15 protein-coding genes and 1 tRNA gene are annotated in these 16,417 nt (G+C 41.5%); 10 read left to right on the forward strand and 6 right to left on the reverse strand.

Annotation, left to right across the window (positions count from 1 at the left end; translation table 11 throughout):
* Nucleotide 1 precedes the first annotated feature (1 nt).
* The 4 genes from I4Q58_RS08170 to I4Q58_RS08185 all read left to right on the forward strand — a co-directional run bounded on the left by I4Q58_RS08170 (nucleotide 2) and on the right by I4Q58_RS08185 (nucleotide 4,016).
* On the forward strand, nucleotides 2–727 hold the full coding sequence (locus I4Q58_RS08170; protein ID WP_203295392.1) for a T9SS type A sorting domain-containing protein: 726 nt from the start codon (nucleotides 2–4) through the stop codon (nucleotides 725–727).
* Nucleotides 728–735: 8 nt separating this feature from the next.
* Nucleotides 736–1,092, forward strand: coding sequence for an MmcQ/YjbR family DNA-binding protein (locus I4Q58_RS08175; protein ID WP_203295393.1), 357 nt, complete (start codon nucleotides 736–738; stop codon nucleotides 1,090–1,092).
* Nucleotides 1,093–1,247: 155 nt separating this feature from the next.
* Nucleotides 1,248–3,020, forward strand: coding sequence for a MutS-related protein (locus I4Q58_RS08180; RefSeq protein ID WP_203295394.1), 1,773 nt, complete (start codon nucleotides 1,248–1,250; stop codon nucleotides 3,018–3,020).
* Nucleotides 3,021–4,016, forward strand: a complete 996-nt coding sequence (locus I4Q58_RS08185) for a metal-dependent hydrolase (protein WP_203295395.1) — start codon at nucleotides 3,021–3,023, stop codon at nucleotides 4,014–4,016. It abuts the gene before it with no gap.
* 196 nt (nucleotides 4,017–4,212) lie between these two features.
* Here I4Q58_RS08185 and I4Q58_RS08190 read toward each other — a convergent pair whose 3' ends face one another.
* On the reverse strand, nucleotides 4,213–4,647 hold the full coding sequence (locus I4Q58_RS08190) for a YybH family protein (RefSeq protein WP_203295396.1): 435 nt from the start codon (nucleotides 4,645–4,647) through the stop codon (nucleotides 4,213–4,215).
* Between the two features lie 62 nt (nucleotides 4,648–4,709).
* On the opposite strand from I4Q58_RS08190, the gene I4Q58_RS08195 reads away from it, so the two are divergent.
* A complete protein-coding gene (locus I4Q58_RS08195; RefSeq protein ID WP_203295397.1) occupies nucleotides 4,710–5,600 on the forward strand; it encodes an ATP-grasp domain-containing protein in 891 nt (296 codons plus the stop codon).
* Between the two features lie 93 nt (nucleotides 5,601–5,693).
* Here I4Q58_RS08195 and I4Q58_RS08200 read toward each other — a convergent pair whose 3' ends face one another.
* The 4 genes from I4Q58_RS08200 to I4Q58_RS08215 form a co-directional block, all read right to left on the reverse strand.
* Complete coding sequence (locus I4Q58_RS08200; protein ID WP_203295398.1) at nucleotides 5,694–6,401, reverse strand: peptidoglycan DD-metalloendopeptidase family protein; 708 nt, start codon at nucleotides 6,399–6,401, stop codon at nucleotides 5,694–5,696.
* A gap of 71 nt (nucleotides 6,402–6,472) precedes the next feature.
* Entirely contained in the window at nucleotides 6,473–7,573 is a 1,101-nt protein-coding gene (locus tag I4Q58_RS08205) for a DUF4407 domain-containing protein (RefSeq protein ID WP_203295399.1), read from the reverse strand.
* Nucleotides 7,574–7,681: 108 nt separating this feature from the next.
* On the reverse strand, nucleotides 7,682–9,676 hold the full coding sequence (locus tag I4Q58_RS08210) for a M56 family metallopeptidase (RefSeq protein ID WP_203295400.1): 1,995 nt from the start codon (nucleotides 9,674–9,676) through the stop codon (nucleotides 7,682–7,684).
* A gap of 1 nt (nucleotide 9,677) precedes the next feature.
* Nucleotides 9,678–10,043, reverse strand: a complete 366-nt coding sequence (locus I4Q58_RS08215) for a BlaI/MecI/CopY family transcriptional regulator (protein ID WP_203295401.1) — start codon at nucleotides 10,041–10,043, stop codon at nucleotides 9,678–9,680.
* Between the two features lie 125 nt (nucleotides 10,044–10,168).
* Between I4Q58_RS08215 and I4Q58_RS08220 the strand changes: the two genes are divergently transcribed.
* Nucleotides 10,169–10,747, forward strand: coding sequence for a PhnA domain-containing protein (locus I4Q58_RS08220; protein ID WP_203295402.1), 579 nt, complete (start codon nucleotides 10,169–10,171; stop codon nucleotides 10,745–10,747).
* Nucleotides 10,748–10,981: 234 nt separating this feature from the next.
* Here the strand turns inward: I4Q58_RS08220 and I4Q58_RS08225 are convergent, their stop codons facing one another.
* Nucleotides 10,982–12,367, reverse strand: a complete 1,386-nt coding sequence (locus I4Q58_RS08225) for a dipeptidase (protein WP_203295403.1) — start codon at nucleotides 12,365–12,367, stop codon at nucleotides 10,982–10,984.
* Nucleotides 12,368–12,543: 176 nt separating this feature from the next.
* Here I4Q58_RS08225 and I4Q58_RS08230 point away from each other — a divergent pair.
* The 4 genes from I4Q58_RS08230 to I4Q58_RS15610 all read left to right on the forward strand — a co-directional run bounded on the left by I4Q58_RS08230 (nucleotide 12,544) and on the right by I4Q58_RS15610 (nucleotide 16,308).
* Nucleotides 12,544–12,625: transfer RNA gene (locus I4Q58_RS08230), tRNA-Leu, on the forward strand.
* A gap of 393 nt (nucleotides 12,626–13,018) precedes the next feature.
* The gene (locus I4Q58_RS08235) at nucleotides 13,019–14,806 is read left to right on the forward strand and encodes a ParB/RepB/Spo0J family partition protein (RefSeq protein WP_147864617.1); all 1,788 of its coding nucleotides are present in this window, start codon (nucleotides 13,019–13,021) and stop codon (nucleotides 14,804–14,806) included.
* Nucleotides 14,807–15,068: 262 nt separating this feature from the next.
* Nucleotides 15,069–15,905, forward strand: a complete 837-nt coding sequence (locus tag I4Q58_RS08240; protein WP_114492889.1) for a DUF932 domain-containing protein — start codon at nucleotides 15,069–15,071, stop codon at nucleotides 15,903–15,905.
* 94 nt (nucleotides 15,906–15,999) lie between these two features.
* Nucleotides 16,000–16,308 carry a DUF6660 family protein gene (locus I4Q58_RS15610; RefSeq protein ID WP_317194055.1) on the forward strand — a complete coding sequence of 103 codons (309 nt, stop codon included), beginning with the start codon at nucleotides 16,000–16,002 and terminating at the stop codon, nucleotides 16,306–16,308.
* The last annotated feature ends 109 nt before the right edge of the window (nucleotides 16,309–16,417 follow it).

The raw sequence follows: 16,417 nt of genomic DNA on the forward strand, positions 1-16,417 counted from the left end.
TATGAAAATAAGAATATTAGCAGTTATGCTCTTCAGTTCCATTTGGATCGTTCGGGCACAACAAGAAATTTTATTCAATAATCCTTGGAGACTTCTTGACATGAGGATTGATGGGGAATTTATCAATGTGCCGTCAAATGATGAGGTTTCCATTGTTCCGTTAGAACTTTTAGAGCAACCAGAAGATAACTTCTCTTCAGAAGTATGTAATTGGATTGGTGGTAGTATGTCCTTCGATGTTTCCTCACTAATAATTTTAGAAGAACCAGTGGTTACTTTGATTGAATGCGCGAGTAGTGAAAATGAATTATTTGAATCGCAGTATTTTAATTTCTTTTTTGAAAATATTGGGGTAGAGCTCGAATATGAATTTACATGGGTTGATCCAATTATCGAGTCTAATGGGGGTGCCATACATTTGCAGATTGTTGCGCCAAATGGCGATTATGTGTACTATACCAACAATCTTTTAACGACCCAAGATCTAATTAAACCAGACTTTCATCTTTTTCCCAACCCATTCCACGACCGCATTACGATTTTACAGGAAAGAAATATTGAAATTATTTCGGTCTTGCTTTATGATGTAAATGGACGATTGCTTCACGATACTTTAGAATTAGAAAATCAACAAATTTTACTACCTTCATTGGAAAAAGGAATCTATTTTTTCCAAATTATCACAGTAGATGGAAGAATTAAAACAATTCCAATGATAAAAAAATAGTGGCTTGCATGAACGTTGAACAATTTCGTGACTACTGTATCGCGAAAAAGGGAGTGACCGAGTCTTTCCCTTTCGACAATGATACCTTGGTATTTAAGGTGATGAACAAAATGTTTGCGCTATTGGCATTGGAGAAAAACCCGCCTTTTGCAAACCTAAAATGCGACCCCGAACGGTCGGTCGGACTGCGAGAAGAATACGACGGACTCATCTATGGTGGCTATCACATGAACAAAACACTTTGGAATTTCGTCAGTATCGAACAAGTACCACACTCCCTAGTCACCGACCTAATCGACCATTCCTATGAGCTAATCGTAGCCAGCCTACCCAAAAAGACGCAAGCAGAACTCAACAACTTATAAGCCTCCCCTTTTGAAGGGGAGGTTTGGAGGGGATGTGATGCCTCCCCTTTTGAAATACCTCCGATGACTGAAGTATGAAAGGGAGGAGGTTATACCCTGAGGGCTGTTATTTCGAGTTCTTTTTTCGCACCTTTGTATTCTTATTCCAAATTACTATGAAGAAGGAGCCTCGGGCCTTTTATCAAACACAAATTGAAGAGCATACACAACGTTTACAGCAACTCAAAAAACAATTGGCGGTATCGAGTACCATTCGATTATTCGTCTTTTTAGCTGCCTGTCTTGGTATCTACCTCGTTTTCGGAAATACCGCTGCCATTTTGGGAATCGTTATTGTTGGCGCCATCCTTTTTATCATTTTGGTGAACCGACATAGCGGATTACAATATGAACGCGACCTTCAAAAAGCATTGATAGCGTTGAATGAAACCGAATTGGAAGTATTGCATCGGGCGTTTCACCATTTACCCGATGGTGCTGAATATAGCAATGACTCACATGCCTTTAGTCAGGATATCGATTTGTTCGGACGAGGTTCGTTCTTTCAATATTTAAATAGAACCGCCCTAAAAAGCGGCTCCGATTATCTGGCTACCTTGTTGAAGTCGAATGATACCGATGCGATACTTCTGAAACAAAAGGCCATTCAGGAGTTGGGTGAAAAAGCATCTTGGCGTCAAAATTTCTCGGCTGTTGGTAGTTTGGTGAAGACGGAGGTAAGTCCAAACCGTGTCATGAATTGGCTCTCGAACTATACCGCTTTCACACCCAGTTGGATTACATGGGTTTCGACTGTATTTTCCGTCCTTTCGGTAGCGGGAATTGCCGCTTATTTTCTTGGATTTCTTTCGGGTTATTGGGTAGTAGGTTGGTTTTTTCTCGGCCTCGCCATCAGCGGACGGTATGTAAAGCAAGTGAACAAGCTATCGCAGCATTCGTCAAAGATTCAGAGTACGTTCGAACAGTTTTATAAGCTCATTTCAGAAATAGAATCTGAATCCTTTTCTGCAACATTACTGCAACATAAAAAGGAACGAATTCTTCAGAAAAAAGAAAAGGCCTCTTCCACCCTGAAGCAATTCGCCAAACAATTGGATGCGCTCGATCAACGTAATAATATGCTGGTCGGAATATTCGCCAATGGCTTTCTGCTTCGGGACATACTTGTTTCCCACAGGATTGAAAATTGGATTATACGTCACGGCCAGCAGGTCGGCGACTGGTTCGAAGTAATTTCATTCTTCGATGCCTACAATAGCTTGGGTAATTACGCCTTCAACCATCAGGACCATAGCTTTCCGGAACTTTCAACTACCGTTCAACTACAGGCGAAAGGAGCCGGACATCCATTGTTGTTTCCTGAAACCATGGTTCGGAACGATTTCAATATAGCGGAAGAAGAATTCTTTATCGTTACGGGTGCAAACATGGCAGGAAAGAGTACCTTTTTACGGACGGTTTCACTCCTCATAGTAATGGGAAATGTCGGACTTCCCGTCTGTGCGAAATCGGCAACGTATAAACCAATTAAGTTGATTACCAGCATGCGAACGACCGATAGCTTAACCGACGACGAATCGTATTTTTTCAGTGAACTAAAACGATTGAAGTTTATCGTGGAACAGCTTAAAAACGAGCGCTATTTTATCATATTGGATGAAATCCTGAAGGGAACGAACAGCACCGACAAAGCTATTGGATCGCGAAAGTTTGTCGAAAAGTTGGTAGCGGGCAATTCGACCGGCATCATCGCAACGCATGATCTAAGTTTATGTGAAGTGGCCAATAGTTTGGACGAGGTGAAAAATTATTATTTTGGAGCAGAAATCATCGATGATGAATTACACTTCGATTACACCTTAAAAAAAGGAATCTGCCAGAATATGAACGCTTCTTTCTTGTTGAAAAAAATGAACATTGTCGATTAAATGGATTCACTTACACAAATCGTTTTAGGGGCTGCCGTCGGAGAAGCCGTGTTGGGGAAAAAGGTTGGTAATAAGACAGTGCTATATGGTGCCATCGCTGGAACCATTCCCGATTTGGATGTGCTCTCCCGTTATTTTGTTGATACGGTCACGGCCCTTGAAATACACCGGGGATTTACACATTCCATTGTTTTTTCAATTGTATTCGGACTCCTTTTTGGATGGCTTACGTCACTTTGGGAAAAACGTGCTTCTTGGAAGCAGTGGTCGTGGTTCTGGTTTTTATGTTTCGTTACCCACCCCTTACTCGATGCCCATACCACCTGGGGAACACAACTGTTTTGGCCGTTCGACCTCCGTTTGGCATATAAGAATATTTTCGTCATCGATCCGCTGTACACCTTGCCTTTCTTGGTATTTTTGGTCCTTACGATGTTTCAGAAACGGACGAGTGCCAAGCGACGAACTTTCAATAAACTTGGATTGATTGTAAGCAGTGCTTACTTGGCATTGACGTTGGTATTCAAATTTATTGCCTTTCAGAAGTTTGAAGAAGGATTGAAAAAGCAGGGTATTTCCTATTCCGAAATCGAAACACGGCCTAGTCCGATGAACACAATTCTCTGGTATGCCAATGTCATGACAGAAGATGCTATCCTGATGGGTGATTGGTCTTTTTTCGACAGTAAACCGATTACATTTTATCCGCATCCCAAAAATCACGAAGCTCTAGGAACGCTGAAAGATAAAAATAAAGTACAACGCTTGATTGCGATTTCCAATGGTTGGTACACCGCACAGCGGAAAGAAGAAGATGTTTACTTTAACGATTTGCGGTTTGGATTGTTGGGGGTGAATTCCGATGCGAAGAAATATGCCTTTAGCTATCTGTTGAAACCTACCGAATCGGGATTGGAGGTAGTAGAAGAGCCAAGAAACCGTGACGATGCTGCCCAATTGCTGGGCGATTTATGGGAACGGATAAAGGGAAACTAGGAGCTTTTTAGACCCACAGGGTATTCTAAACCCTGCGGGTCTCAAGCTGCGGAACGGTAAAGCGATAAAGAATTTAGAAGTAAGAATGCAGAATGACATAGGCGCAAAGTTGCAAAGGCGCAAAGAAGGAGAGAAAAGATGCGAAAGACAAAAAAATCTAATAGCTTACGGCCTAAAGCCTAAAGCGCACTCCGTGCTACCCACAACTCATATCCGCCACGATTTTCCATTTCCCATCAATCTTCTTGAAAATAATCATAAATACGCCATTGGCATCGCCTACCGTTCGTTTGAGATGATATTCGCCCATGACCCAATAGCTTTCTTCTGAAATCGGAGAGATATCATTTATAGTGAAGGTCAAGGTGCCGCTGTCATCCGCAGTGGGATACCCTTTTTTATAATTATCAAGCGTTTGTTGCCACCCTTTTGTCAACCCGCTTTTTCCATAGAATATTAAGGAATCGTTGTTCCAATAGCCCTGCATAAAACCTTCCAGATCGTGTTGGCTCCACGCTTTTTCTTGAGCTTTCATAACAGCAAGGATTGCTTTTTTGTCTTCTTCTAATTTCGATTGTCCAAAAGCGAAGGTGAGACATAGTAAAAACAGTAGCGGAAGAAATTTTTTCATGACTTTGGGTTTAGGTGAAGAAAGATACAACGATTTTGTAGCTTAGCGTAAAATTGTTGAAGATGAAGTCAATTACGGTGGTCACCGCCCGAAAATACGATACCCTTTCCGAAGCTACCCCTTATGTAGCGAATATTAAAAAGGAATATGAACTGTTGAAGGCTGCATTAGAAAAGCGAAGTGTGTCGGTAGAACGTACCTTTTGGGATAATCTGAATTACGATTGGTCGAAACCCGATGCAATCCTCATTCGAACCGTTTGGGATTATTTTGAACGCTACCGCGAGTTTGCCGATTGGATGGAGAATGTCAGTACACAAACCCAAATCATCAATCCTTTGCCTATAATGAAGTGGAATGGTCATAAGTTCTATTTGCGCGATTTAGAAAATAAAGGAGTTCAAATCGTACCGACGGTTTTTGTTGAAAGAGGAGGCGGACGGTCACTTCCGGACATCTGCAAGGACAAGGGATGGCAAAATGTGGTCATCAAGCCTGCGGTTTCCGCTGCTGCTTTTCATGCCCATAAGGTATTGAAAGATGAATTGGAATTGAAAGAACGAACGTTTCAATCATTGCTATTGGAACGCGATATGTTAGTACAGCCCTTTTTTGAAACCATCGAAACAAAGGGCGAAGCATCGCTGATGGTCTTCAATGGAAAATACACACATGCCGTATTGAAAAAGGCAAAATCAGGAGATTTCAGGGTGCAGGATGATTTCGGTGGAACCATACATTCGTATCAACCTTCAGAAAAGGAAATCGAATTTGCTGAGTTCGCTAATTCGCAGTGTCCAACGCCACCGGTGTATGGTAGGGTGGATATAGTATGGGACGAGCAGGACGATTGCTACCTTTCTGAAATGGAATTTCTCGATCCAGAGATTTGGCTACGCGAAAAACCCGAAACCGCTGAGGTATTGGCGGAGGGAATTGTTAAGACGTTATGATGTCTCTTCGAGTGTTCACCGAAAAACTTGAGACCCGCAGGGTTTTGAATACCCTGTGGGTCTAAGCTTATAAAACCTGCGAGGCTTAGGACACTAAAACTCCTCCTCAAACAAAATAGCGGGATCCGGACAAATATTTTTCCACACTTCCAATTCCGAACGGAAAGCGGTGCCATTAAAGTTGAAGGTGTTCCCCATCAAGTCGGTGATGACCTGAAAATGCAGATGCGGTACCCAATGGCCGTTTTCTGTTTCATCGCCTATGTAGCCTATCTTTTCACCCTGCTTCACCTTTTTCCCTTCTGGTGAAAGGGTAAGTGAATCTTTGCTCAAATGTCCATGGAGAGTATAAAATTGAAGATTGGCAAACGAATGCTTCAGGATAAGTAATGGACCATAGTCCTTGTGTTTTTCAATATCACTGCAGATAACAACTTCACCATCAAACGGACTGTGAAGCGGTGTTCTGGCCGGTACCCAAAAATCGGTGCCTAAATGAACATTTCTAAATTCGATTCCCTGGGGCGTTATGAGTTGATAGTTTGGGGTATCATAAAAAGACCGCTGTTGCAAATAGCCATTGGCCAAAAGTGCGGTTGGATGTTTCTTCTGAAAAGCATCAATACGAGCGCCGGCGGTTTCCAAATCTTCATGATTATCGCTACCCTCAAAAAAATCGCTACCCGCACTCATGTCCGGACTTGCAATTGAATCGAACGAAAGGGTTGGGAACATCACTTTCAATGAAACGCGATGTTTTTCTGCCCAAGATTCAAGATGTTTTCTAAGTAGGGTTCGCAAGAAGTATAATTTAGCCTTACAAGTTTAGAAAAACCCATTCAACTTACAAAGCACCAATCCTTAAGATATTTTTATAAAACGCTTTTTTGTTTTTTGTAGAAGGCATTGGCCTGTTGTTGCATCAGCTCTCGAGCAATTTTTCGTTTATAGTCGTACAATTCCTGCTCTTCCGCAATGTCGGCATACACTCTGTTGTTCACATCCTTATCGGTTGCTACCAACACATCGCGCTGGGTTTTCTGTTGCTGTACCCATGATTTTAAAGCGCTCTCTTGTTCCTCTAATTTTAAGTCGTAAGCGCCTTTCGGCGATAGCAATTTTGCCAAGATAGGAGATGTTTCAATTGCCAAGAACAATAGAAAAATAAAGAAAGACGGTAACCACGGTAGTTTGTCCAAGGCATTCACCCGTGCCATCAATCCATCGAAACCATCAATTACGGGCTGCGTTTCAGCAACTTTGGCTTGATATTCTGTTGAAAGGTCTGCAATCTGACCTTCAAGCACGGCAATTTTATCGGCATTGGTTTCCCGTAATTGTTGTAACGCAGCTAGTTCTGCATCATGTTTTTCGCGTTTTTCTTTATAAACAGGTCCTTTCCCAACGAGTTCAGTACCTTTTCTACCCTCCGCTTCTGCGATATAGGTTTCATACAGCGCGTTTACTTCTGCTTCCTTGTCTGTTACTTCTTGCTTTAAGACTTCAATTTCAGAATTTAATGCCTCCACTGTTGGGGTATATTGAAGGGCAAGCTGATCCTTGTTCTCTAGGGTCATGTCGTTTTTCTCTTCCAACAACACTTGATCGATTTCCTTTTCAAAAATCTTTAGTTCCAACGGTTTTGAGATCACGATTGCAATAATGATGGCCAATGCAATCCGTGGCGATGCTTGAAGCAATTCGTCGAAAACATTATCGCGTTTTTTGATGGTGGAAACGATAAAGCGGTCAAGGTTAAAGATTAGAAGCCCCCAAACCAGTCCGAAGAATACTGCTGTAAGAACAGTATCAAAAACGGTAAATAGCGCATAGGAAGCAGCGATGGTCGCCATGACAGCAGTGAAGAAAACCGTAGCGCCAATTCCTGCATATTTGGTGCGTTCTCCAGGAGAACAGTCATCTAAAATGGCGGTATCGGCACCCGAACAAAAGATAAAAAAGCGTTGTAGCATAGCGGTAGGTGTTTTGATTGATGAGGTTCTATAACGCAAAAATTTACAGATTGTTACATAAAAAACCCTCGAATAAATCGAGGGTTGGCAATAAATTGAAACAATTTTTTAGCAATTATTTAATCTTACGATTGGTCGTGGTAAATCGGTTTCCTCTACCTGAATTGAAATATTGTTGCCTTTTCGAACCATTTCTATGGCTTCTTCACTACTAATTTCATGAGGTCCCCAATAAAAGATAGCTCCTCTTTCCGCTAGCGATAGTAGTTGTTTGGCAGGATCGGGAGCGGGCAATGGTTCAGGTGATGGTGGTGGAGGTGGCGGATTTGGAATGTACCGATCGTTCGAGCCTTTTGGTTCAGCCGCCGGAGCAGGAGGTGCATCAGGTGCCTTTTCAGGTTTTGGGGGTGCTGGTGGTGGATCGGGAAGTAGGCTCATACCGCCTTTCATATGTGAAAATTTCGTCTTACGAAATTCAGCGTCCAACTTCTTTAGGAAATTTTGTGGAGTACTAGCAATAAGAATTGATGGCTCCGCAGCCGCATAATCTGCGGGCTTCCAGCTTTTGGTTACACGGTCGAGATCTTTTGTAAAGTTCTCTAAGGTAGTAGGTTTGCCATTTATTCTGATTTCGCTATTATTTACTGTGATGACCAAACTCCGCTTTTTATTTCGCGCAGCTCCCTCGGTAAATTCCTCTGCATAACCTACTTCCCAGGATATTTTGTTTTTGGGAAGGCATTCCGGAAAGGGTAGGGCGTTTTCTTTTTGGTCATCACTCATTTTGTGATAAATTGTTTCCAATGCCTTCAAATCTTCCCAACCTATTTTTCGATTTTCTATTGGGACAGCATTGTATTTTTTTGCAAGCCTGTTGAAAATTTCGAGTTGCTTAGAGCTGGCTTGTTCCTCACTTTTAGTGATATTTCCCAACGGACTCATTATCTCATCCATGTTAGCTCTAGACAACATGGTTTCTTGACTTTCAGAAGAAGTACAAACGCTCAAGCCTTTATATGAATCTAACCGCACCAATTCAGAAATCACACTCTTAGCAAAGGGAACATTTACGTCGGAAGCTAGGGTGACCGCTGTAGCTGAAAAGTTTTTGTTACGTACAAGGCTTTCTAATTCAGAAAGTTTTGAAACACCATTATTGATTACAAGTTCGTCATTGCTCTTAATTTCTATCGTTAATACCTCTGAATCATTGTTAACGATAGTAGTGGTTTCCGTTTCGACATATTCCTGTTTCGTTTCGCTAAAGCCATATAATAATAAGGCCACCAAAGGAATAAGCAATAGGCTCTTAATCCATGCGGCTCGTTTAGAAGTTTGTTTTTTCATAAGGGTGAATCTTTTTTTGATAGATGAATAATTAATGGCGTGTGCTAATTGCTGCACGTCGGATCTTGATGAAAAATCCAATAAAATCTTTTGGTAGGTGGCCGTTTCGGCGCCTTGTTTTAATACGGCGTCATCGGCTAGAAATTCATGGTTTAATCGAATACTTCCTTTGATGAAGTGGCACAACGGATTAAACCAAAATAGGATTTGAAATACTTCAATAAAGATAATATCCCAACTGTGCTTTTGATGAATATGGGCTTTTTCGTGAGTGAGCACTTCATCTGGGATGAGTCCAGCCTCGTAGGTCGATTTTTGACAGAAAATATAGTTGAAGAAGCTATGAGGGGTTGTCTTTTGGTAAAGCAAAACATATAAGATAGACGCTTTCTTCAAAACTGCATTATTCCTAATGGAACGTAGGATGCTCCATAGATTTCGACCAAACCGCAGACTGAAAAAGAGAACGCCAAGTAGGTATACCGATAGCAAGATATAGGGAAGATAATTTGTAGGGGTCGGTTCTGCAACGCTAATAGGTATTGCTCCGGTATAAGAGGTTGCCGGAACGCTGACCATTGGAGTAACTTCCACATATTCGGTAAACGTAACGAGCGGTATAATGGTGGCGGCAATCGCACTACCTAATAAAAAGAATCGCTTCAATACATGTAAGCTAGTGTTCTCAAGTACTACTTTGTAGAACAAGAATAAAATTGCCAAACAAGCGGCCGATTTCAATAAATAGAATAGCATACTAGGACTCTTTTAGTTGTTTGTCAATTATCTCGCGCAATTCTTGTAATTCTTCCTTACTCAAATCCGTTTCCTTTGTAAAAAATGAGGCGAACTGAGAAGCACTGTCGTTAAAAAAATGCTTGATCATGCCATTTACCTGTTTCGAGAAGTAATCGCGCTTTTTCACCAGCGCTACATACTCTCGCGACCTACCTTTCTGTTCATAGTCGACAAAACCTTTATCCTGCATACGTTTTAACAAGGTTGCTATGGTGGTAGGAGCTGGTTTTGGGTCGGGATAGGCGGCTAACAATTCTTTCATCTTGGCTGGCTGCTGCTTCCACAGCAGTTGCATCAATTGTTCTTCGGCGTTGGATAATGACATAAACTCTGTTTTGTTTCTACAAACATAGAATAAAATATTTAATTCTACAACTGTCGAATAATTAAAATATTCATTTTTCTTTTTTGAAATGCTCAAAAAAGTACCTTTGACGAAATTTTTAAGCCATGAGCCTAGAACAGACCCTTTTTGAACGTGCCAACAACAGTTGTGAACTCTGTGGAAACGGCGAGCACTTACAGGTTTTTCAGATTCCTGAATCTCCCATGGAAGGTGCCGATGCCCATATTTTGGTATGTGAAACCTGTGCAAATCAGATTGAAAATGAAGAAGCGCGCGACCCTAACCACTGGCGTTGTTTGAATGATAGCATGTGGAGTGCCGTTCCTGCTGTGAAGGTGATGTCGTGGCGCATGTTACAGCGATTAAAAAGTGAAGGCTGGCCACAGGACTTACTCGATATGATGTATATGGAAGAAGCGGAACTGGCGTGGGCAAAAGCCGCTGGCGATGGGGTCGAGGCTAAACAAGGCCTAGTGCATCGCGATAGCAACGGAAATATTCTTGAAGCCGGCGATTCTGTGATATTGATTAAGGATTTAAAAGTGAAGGGCTCGAGCATGGTGGCCAAGCAAGGCACAGCGGTGCGACGAATTTCCCTCGACCACGAAAATGAAAAGTATATTGAAGGAAAAGTGGAGGGCCAACAAATCGTTATTATCACCGATTACGTCAAAAAAATATAATGTTCTAAGTTAATTTGCTTACGAAAAGCCACCTATCAAAGGTGGCTTTTTTGTTGACATGATTTTCAATTCTGCAACCGTTTTGTGTTAGGGGTGGAAGCGGCATCCTCTTCGAGGCTCCAACGGAGCTGAGGAGAGATACAGCGGACGACCTGCCTGCCCTGTCTGCCGACAGGCAGGCGGCAGGCAGGCCCGACCCACGACTATATCGGCGTGGGGAACACCCAAGAAAAACTAAGACATTTTCGTAAAGTGATGATAAAACTGGGGAATGGTCTCAATCCCTTTTAAGTAGTTCCAGATGCCGAAATGTTCGTTAGGCGAGTGAATGGCATCGCTATCGAGACCGAAGCCCATCAAAATCGTCTTGCTTTTCAGTTCTTTTTCGAACAGCGCAACGATTGGGATACTTCCCCCGCTACGTTGTGGGATAGGTGTTTTTCCGAAAGTGTCCTCATAGGCTTTCGATGCCGCCTGATAGGCCGTATTGTCGATAGGCGTTACATACGCCTCGCCTCCGTGATGTGGTTTTACCTTAACGCGTACGCCTTTCGGAGCGATGCTTTCAAAATGGCTTTTGAACAGTTCGGTGATTTTGCGCCAATTCTGATGGGGCACCAATCGCATACTAATCTTGGCAAATGCCTTACTCGGAATAACAGTTTTGGCTCCTTCCCCAATATAGCCGCCCCAGATACCGTTGACGTCCAGGGTAGGTCGGATACTGTTTCGTTCGTTTGTGGTGAAGCCCTCTTCGCCATATACATCGTCGATATCCAATGCTTTTTTATAAGCTTCCTTATCGAAAGGCGCTTCCGCCATTTTAGCGCGTTCCTCGGTGCTCAATTCTTCAACGGTGTCGTAGAAGCCTGGGATGGTGATATGCTTGTTTTCGTCGTGAAGCGAAGCAATCATTTTGGTCAGGACATTAATCGGATTTGCCACGGCGCCGCCGTACAATCCACTATGCAGATCGCGGTTCGGTCCGGTAACTTCAACTTCCACGTAGCTTAGTCCGCGCAATCCCGTTGTAATGGAAGGTACATCCTTCGCAATCATTCCCGTATCGGAAATGAGAATCACATCGTTCGCAAGCTTATCTTGATTTCGGGTAACGAACCATTCGAGGCTTGGACTACCGACTTCCTCCTCACCTTCAATCATGAATTTAACATTGCAGGGAAGTTGGTCGGTTTTGGTCATATATTCCATCGCCTTCACGTGCATGTACATTTGACCCTTGTCGTCGCAAGCACCACGTGCGAAAATGGCACCGTCGGGATGCAGTTCCGTTTTTTCAATGACGGGATCGAAAGGAGGGCTGTTCCATAGGTCGAGCGGATCTGGGGGTTGTACATCGTAGTGACCATATACCAAAACGGTCGGAAGGGATGGGTCGATTATCTTTTCGCCATACACGATAGGGTATCCTGGTGTTTCACAGAGCTCGACCGAATCGCACCCGGCCTTTTCTAGACTTTCCTTAATTGCGTCGGCGGTACTAAGCACATCTTTCTTGTAGGCCGAATCGGCACTGATGCTCGGTATTTTTAGCAGTTCAATGAGTTCGTCTATAAATCGTTGTTTGTGTTCTTCTATATAAGGTTTCGCGCTTTTCATTGGGTTTGTTTTAGAGCTGAAATGCTAAAGGTAGCAAAACGGATTTTTCTTTAAAAAGATAGTTTGTAGAATTTAAAACTTGTTTATATTTGCACACCCTAAGCGGATGTGGTGGAACTGGTAGACACGCTAGACTTAGGATTTAACCTAAGAAAAAGTGTTAAAATATTTAAAATGCGGATGTGGTGGAACTGGTAGACACGTCAGACTTAGGATCTGATGCCGCGAGGTGTGCAGGTTCGATTCCTGTCATCCGCACAAAAGCCGAAGAGAAATCTTCGGCTTTTTCATTTTAAAAAATGGGATTTTCTTCACGATTTTTGACCTTGGGTACAACATAGGTACAACATTTTACCTTTTTTCAGAACTGAATTGGCTTTAGTACTATATCCATTCATTTGATAACAAATCCTATTTTCTGTATTGAGGATTAATAAATTTTAGGTTATCTCAACCTCTGTTCTTCGTTTGAGGGGTTTATTATCATACAATATACACGCAAGGTAAACTCGTAAAATACTTCCATCAAAAGACTACGGCATAAAGCCAACGCTTCTTCCCCTACTCATTTATTCCGTTTCCTTTTGAGCCAAGATTTTATCTTCCGTTTGGTTTCTGCTCAAATATTGTTTAATCAAAAATTTGAGTATTATGACAACAAAAGCGAGTACCAAAATGAAGCGCAGTAGAGCGAAATCTACTGCCAAGAAAGAAGTAAACGGAAAGAAATCCGAAGTACTTCAAATTCAGAACTTACCATTGGGTAAAATCAAGCCTGACCTTGAACAGCCCAGAAAAACTTTTAATGATGATGCCTTGCAGCAGCTTTCTGAGAGTATCGAAAAGCACGGTGTGTTGCAGCCAATCACGGTAAGGCAACTAAATGGCCATTATATCATCGTGATGGGCGAACGCCGATATCGTGCGAGCAAGCTTGCAGGAAAAAAGACCGTACCCTGTATCGTAAGAACTTATGAGAACAATGATGTTCTGGAAGTTCAAATCATCGAAAACCTGCAAAGACAGGATGTTGAACCGACCGAAGAAGCCGATGCGATTGCTTACCTAAGTGAGAAGTATTCACCTACCGAAATTGCGAAGCGATTGGGTAGAACGGATAACTTCATCAGACAGCGTTTGAAACTGGCCGGATTAATTGATGGTTTCAAGCATTTTGTACGCAATGGCGAAATGACCATTTCCTTGGGCGTAGGCGTGGCACTTTTTGAACCGGAAGAGCAACAGATGATGTTGGAAACGATGGGCGAGGATTTTAATGCACATCAGATAAACAGGATGATTAAAGACCAGACATACTATTTGGAAAAAGCATCTTTTGATGTAGCCGATAAAAAATTGGTCCCAAAAGCTGGGTCTTGTGTTGAATGTCCTTTCAATGCCGCAAATCAAGGCAATCTGTTCGGCGAAGGAAAGATGGTCTGTACGAAAGCAGCCTGTTTTGAAACGAAGAAAAGCAAATCGCTCTTGAACCTGATTGAAAAATCCAAGAAAGAGAATATCCTTCTAATTCCTGAAATACGACAGTATTGGGCAGATGACGAAAACAATAAGCTCATTATATCCCAATTGGTAAAGAACGGATTGAAAGTTTATTTACTGGACGATGTTGAAATTATAGAGAATCCGATTGAGCCAACAATCGAAGCTATTCAGAAAGAATATCAACATTACGATTATTCTGAAGATGAATTAAAGGCAGAATTGGATGAAGCAATGCAAAATTATAAAGAAGCATTGGAAAAATTCAGTTCAGCAAAAGAAGAAGGATTTAAAAACGGTATTGTGTTCCATCCCGATTCATTCCAGCACAAGGAAATTTTTGTAAAGATTGTTGAAAAATCAAAGAACGATTCTACGGAATATTCGGCACCATTGGCGAACAGAAAAATGGCAGATTGTACGCCTGAAGAACAAATCGTAAAAATTAACGAAAGGGAAATCCGTAAGAAGCAAATTGAGAATAACAAGCAGTTTGAAGAAGTGGTTCAGATGATTCGTGAAACGAAATACGTTGATACAAAGAAAACACTTTCAACAGATGAAATGGTGGCATTCTCGATATCGCTATTTGAGAACAATGTGGACTATATGAGCCAACAAAAGTATTTCTCAAAGTTCTTGGGCGACACTTTAAAGATGACCAAAGTTGAAATGGTCGAGAATTTCAAGAAGAAATTCAAAAAGGAAATCTTCCATAAGCTGATACGGTATATGCTCACGAAACAAGTTCATTTTGGCGAAAGCAATCACGTCAATAATCTGACAAACATTTCATTCTACAGCGCAATGCAAGGATATTACAAATCCAAGATTGCCGGCATAGAAAAGGAATATGCCGAAAAACGAGACAAGCGTGAAGCACGTTTGAAAGAGCGTATCACAGTTCTTGAAAAGCAAATTAAGGAACTCAACGATTAGCTTTTGTTGTTTGGAGAAGGGTCGGCATTCGTGCTGGCCCTTTTTCTTTTTTATGATAGTGTTTTGAAAGTTGGGTTCATAAGGAAGGGGTTATCAATCAATAGTTAGCGCAAAGGTAAACTCGTAAAATACACCCATCAAAAGACTACGGCATAAAGCCCACGCAACACCCTACGCTTATTTATTCCGTTTCCTTTTGAGCTGAGATTTTAGCTTCCGTTTGGGTACTGCTCAAATATTGTTTAACTAAAATTCAAAAACTATGTATTTACAAAATTTGCAACAGGATGAAATCTTTGTTCCATCAGAAATGAAATCCTTAAAAAGTCTGACACAGATGGAATCTCGAAGAGGGCTTGAAAATGCCATTATTTCAAATGGCAAAATCGTCAATGTGGTCTCGAACAGTTATGGCCATATTCCAAACCAACTGTTCTTCAAGAAAGCCGAGGAGATGTTAACCGATGCACAACTGAATTTCCACAAACGCACCATAAACAAGAATGATAGGTCGTTCATTACTGACTTTATTATCGATGACAAAAGCCAGTTTACTGTCAAGAACGATAAAGATTTGATACTTCCGATGCTTCGGTTCAAAAACTCGTATGACGGAAGTGAAAAGACCTCTGGTCACTTTGGGTTTTATAGAGAAGTGTGCTCAAATGGTCTGCACGTTTCACAGGCTGAAATCGAGTTTTCCATAAAGCACAGTAAGAACAATACGCACTTAATTATGCCGAGGTTGAACAATCTTTTCGATAAATTTCTGGACAACGAATTCTACACCATTACCAAGAAATTCGACAAGATGAAGGAATTTAAAATCATCGACACACAAGAATTTGTGAAAGCGATTCTTGACAGAACGAAATTGTTCAGATATGAATGTAGCGACAAGAATAGCGACCCTTCAAAAAAGTCTCGTGAGGTCATAGAAATCTTGAACTACGAAGCCTTGCTACTGAATGAAGAACCAAATCTGTGGTTAGGTTACAATGCATTCAATTCAGTACTTCATAACGTTTTGAAGAAAAGCTTCGGCCAACAAGAACGGTTAGATAAAAAGCTGTTTGATGAAGTCTATGCTATGGCATAAAGTTAATATAGGTTTGTCCAGTACCTCAAACTGGATTTTTTCTGCCTTACCATTTTGCAACACAGTTGCACCAAAATATTTTTATCTTTGCATTGTGAAAGTTGTAGCAATCATTTTATCGTTTTATTTCTTGGCACTCAATGTAGTGCCTTGTAGCGATGCAGCAAATAGTGCCGATGATACCCAAGTTGTTACGGTATTAGATATTGATGGCGACCACGACCAAGACTGTGAGTTATGCTCGCCTTTCTGTCAATGTCATTGCTGCCACGTTCATACCATAAATTTTGGACTTGCTGCTTTTGAGCCGCTACAGCCTGCTATTCCTCAAGAATTCTTTGTCCATTTTGATGACCTTGGCAAAGATATTCCCCATTCCCTTTTTCAGCCACCACAGGCATAATTCAGTTTTTTTAAAGGATAATTATATCCTTTTTTGACCAAATCCTGGTTCTCATACTAGATCCTTGGTCCTATTGATAGATTTTGTTAGGCACAAAATTATTATCAAG

This window comes from Luteirhabdus pelagi (genome assembly GCF_016827595.1).
Taxonomy (GTDB): Bacteria; Bacteroidota; Bacteroidia; order Flavobacteriales; family Flavobacteriaceae; genus Luteirhabdus; species Luteirhabdus pelagi.

Bases quoted from the DNA above. Each gene is read 5' to 3' on its own strand.
- I4Q58_RS08170 (WP_203295392.1), top strand. From the start codon at position 2: ATGAAAATAAGAATATTAGCAGTTATGCTCTTCAGTTCCATTTGGATC.
- I4Q58_RS08175 (WP_203295393.1), top strand. From the start codon at position 736: ATGAACGTTGAACAATTTCGTGACTACTGTATCGCGAAAAAGGGAGTG.
- I4Q58_RS08180 (WP_203295394.1), top strand. From the start codon at position 1,248: ATGAAGAAGGAGCCTCGGGCCTTTTATCAAACACAAATTGAAGAGCAT.
- I4Q58_RS08185 (WP_203295395.1), top strand. From the start codon at position 3,021: ATGGATTCACTTACACAAATCGTTTTAGGGGCTGCCGTCGGAGAAGCC.
- I4Q58_RS08190 (WP_203295396.1), bottom strand. From the start codon at position 4,647: ATGAAAAAATTTCTTCCGCTACTGTTTTTACTATGTCTCACCTTCGCT.
- I4Q58_RS08195 (WP_203295397.1), top strand. From the start codon at position 4,710: ATGAAGTCAATTACGGTGGTCACCGCCCGAAAATACGATACCCTTTCC.
- I4Q58_RS08205 (WP_203295399.1), bottom strand. From the start codon at position 7,573: ATGCTACAACGCTTTTTTATCTTTTGTTCGGGTGCCGATACCGCCATT.
- I4Q58_RS08210 (WP_203295400.1), bottom strand. From the start codon at position 9,676: ATGCTATTCTATTTATTGAAATCGGCCGCTTGTTTGGCAATTTTATTC.
- I4Q58_RS08215 (WP_203295401.1), bottom strand. From the start codon at position 10,043: ATGTCATTATCCAACGCCGAAGAACAATTGATGCAACTGCTGTGGAAG.
- I4Q58_RS08220 (WP_203295402.1), top strand. From the start codon at position 10,169: ATGAGCCTAGAACAGACCCTTTTTGAACGTGCCAACAACAGTTGTGAA.
- I4Q58_RS08225 (WP_203295403.1), bottom strand. From the start codon at position 12,367: ATGAAAAGCGCGAAACCTTATATAGAAGAACACAAACAACGATTTATA.
- I4Q58_RS08235 (WP_147864617.1), top strand. From the start codon at position 13,019: ATGACAACAAAAGCGAGTACCAAAATGAAGCGCAGTAGAGCGAAATCT.
- I4Q58_RS08240 (WP_114492889.1), top strand. From the start codon at position 15,069: ATGTATTTACAAAATTTGCAACAGGATGAAATCTTTGTTCCATCAGAA.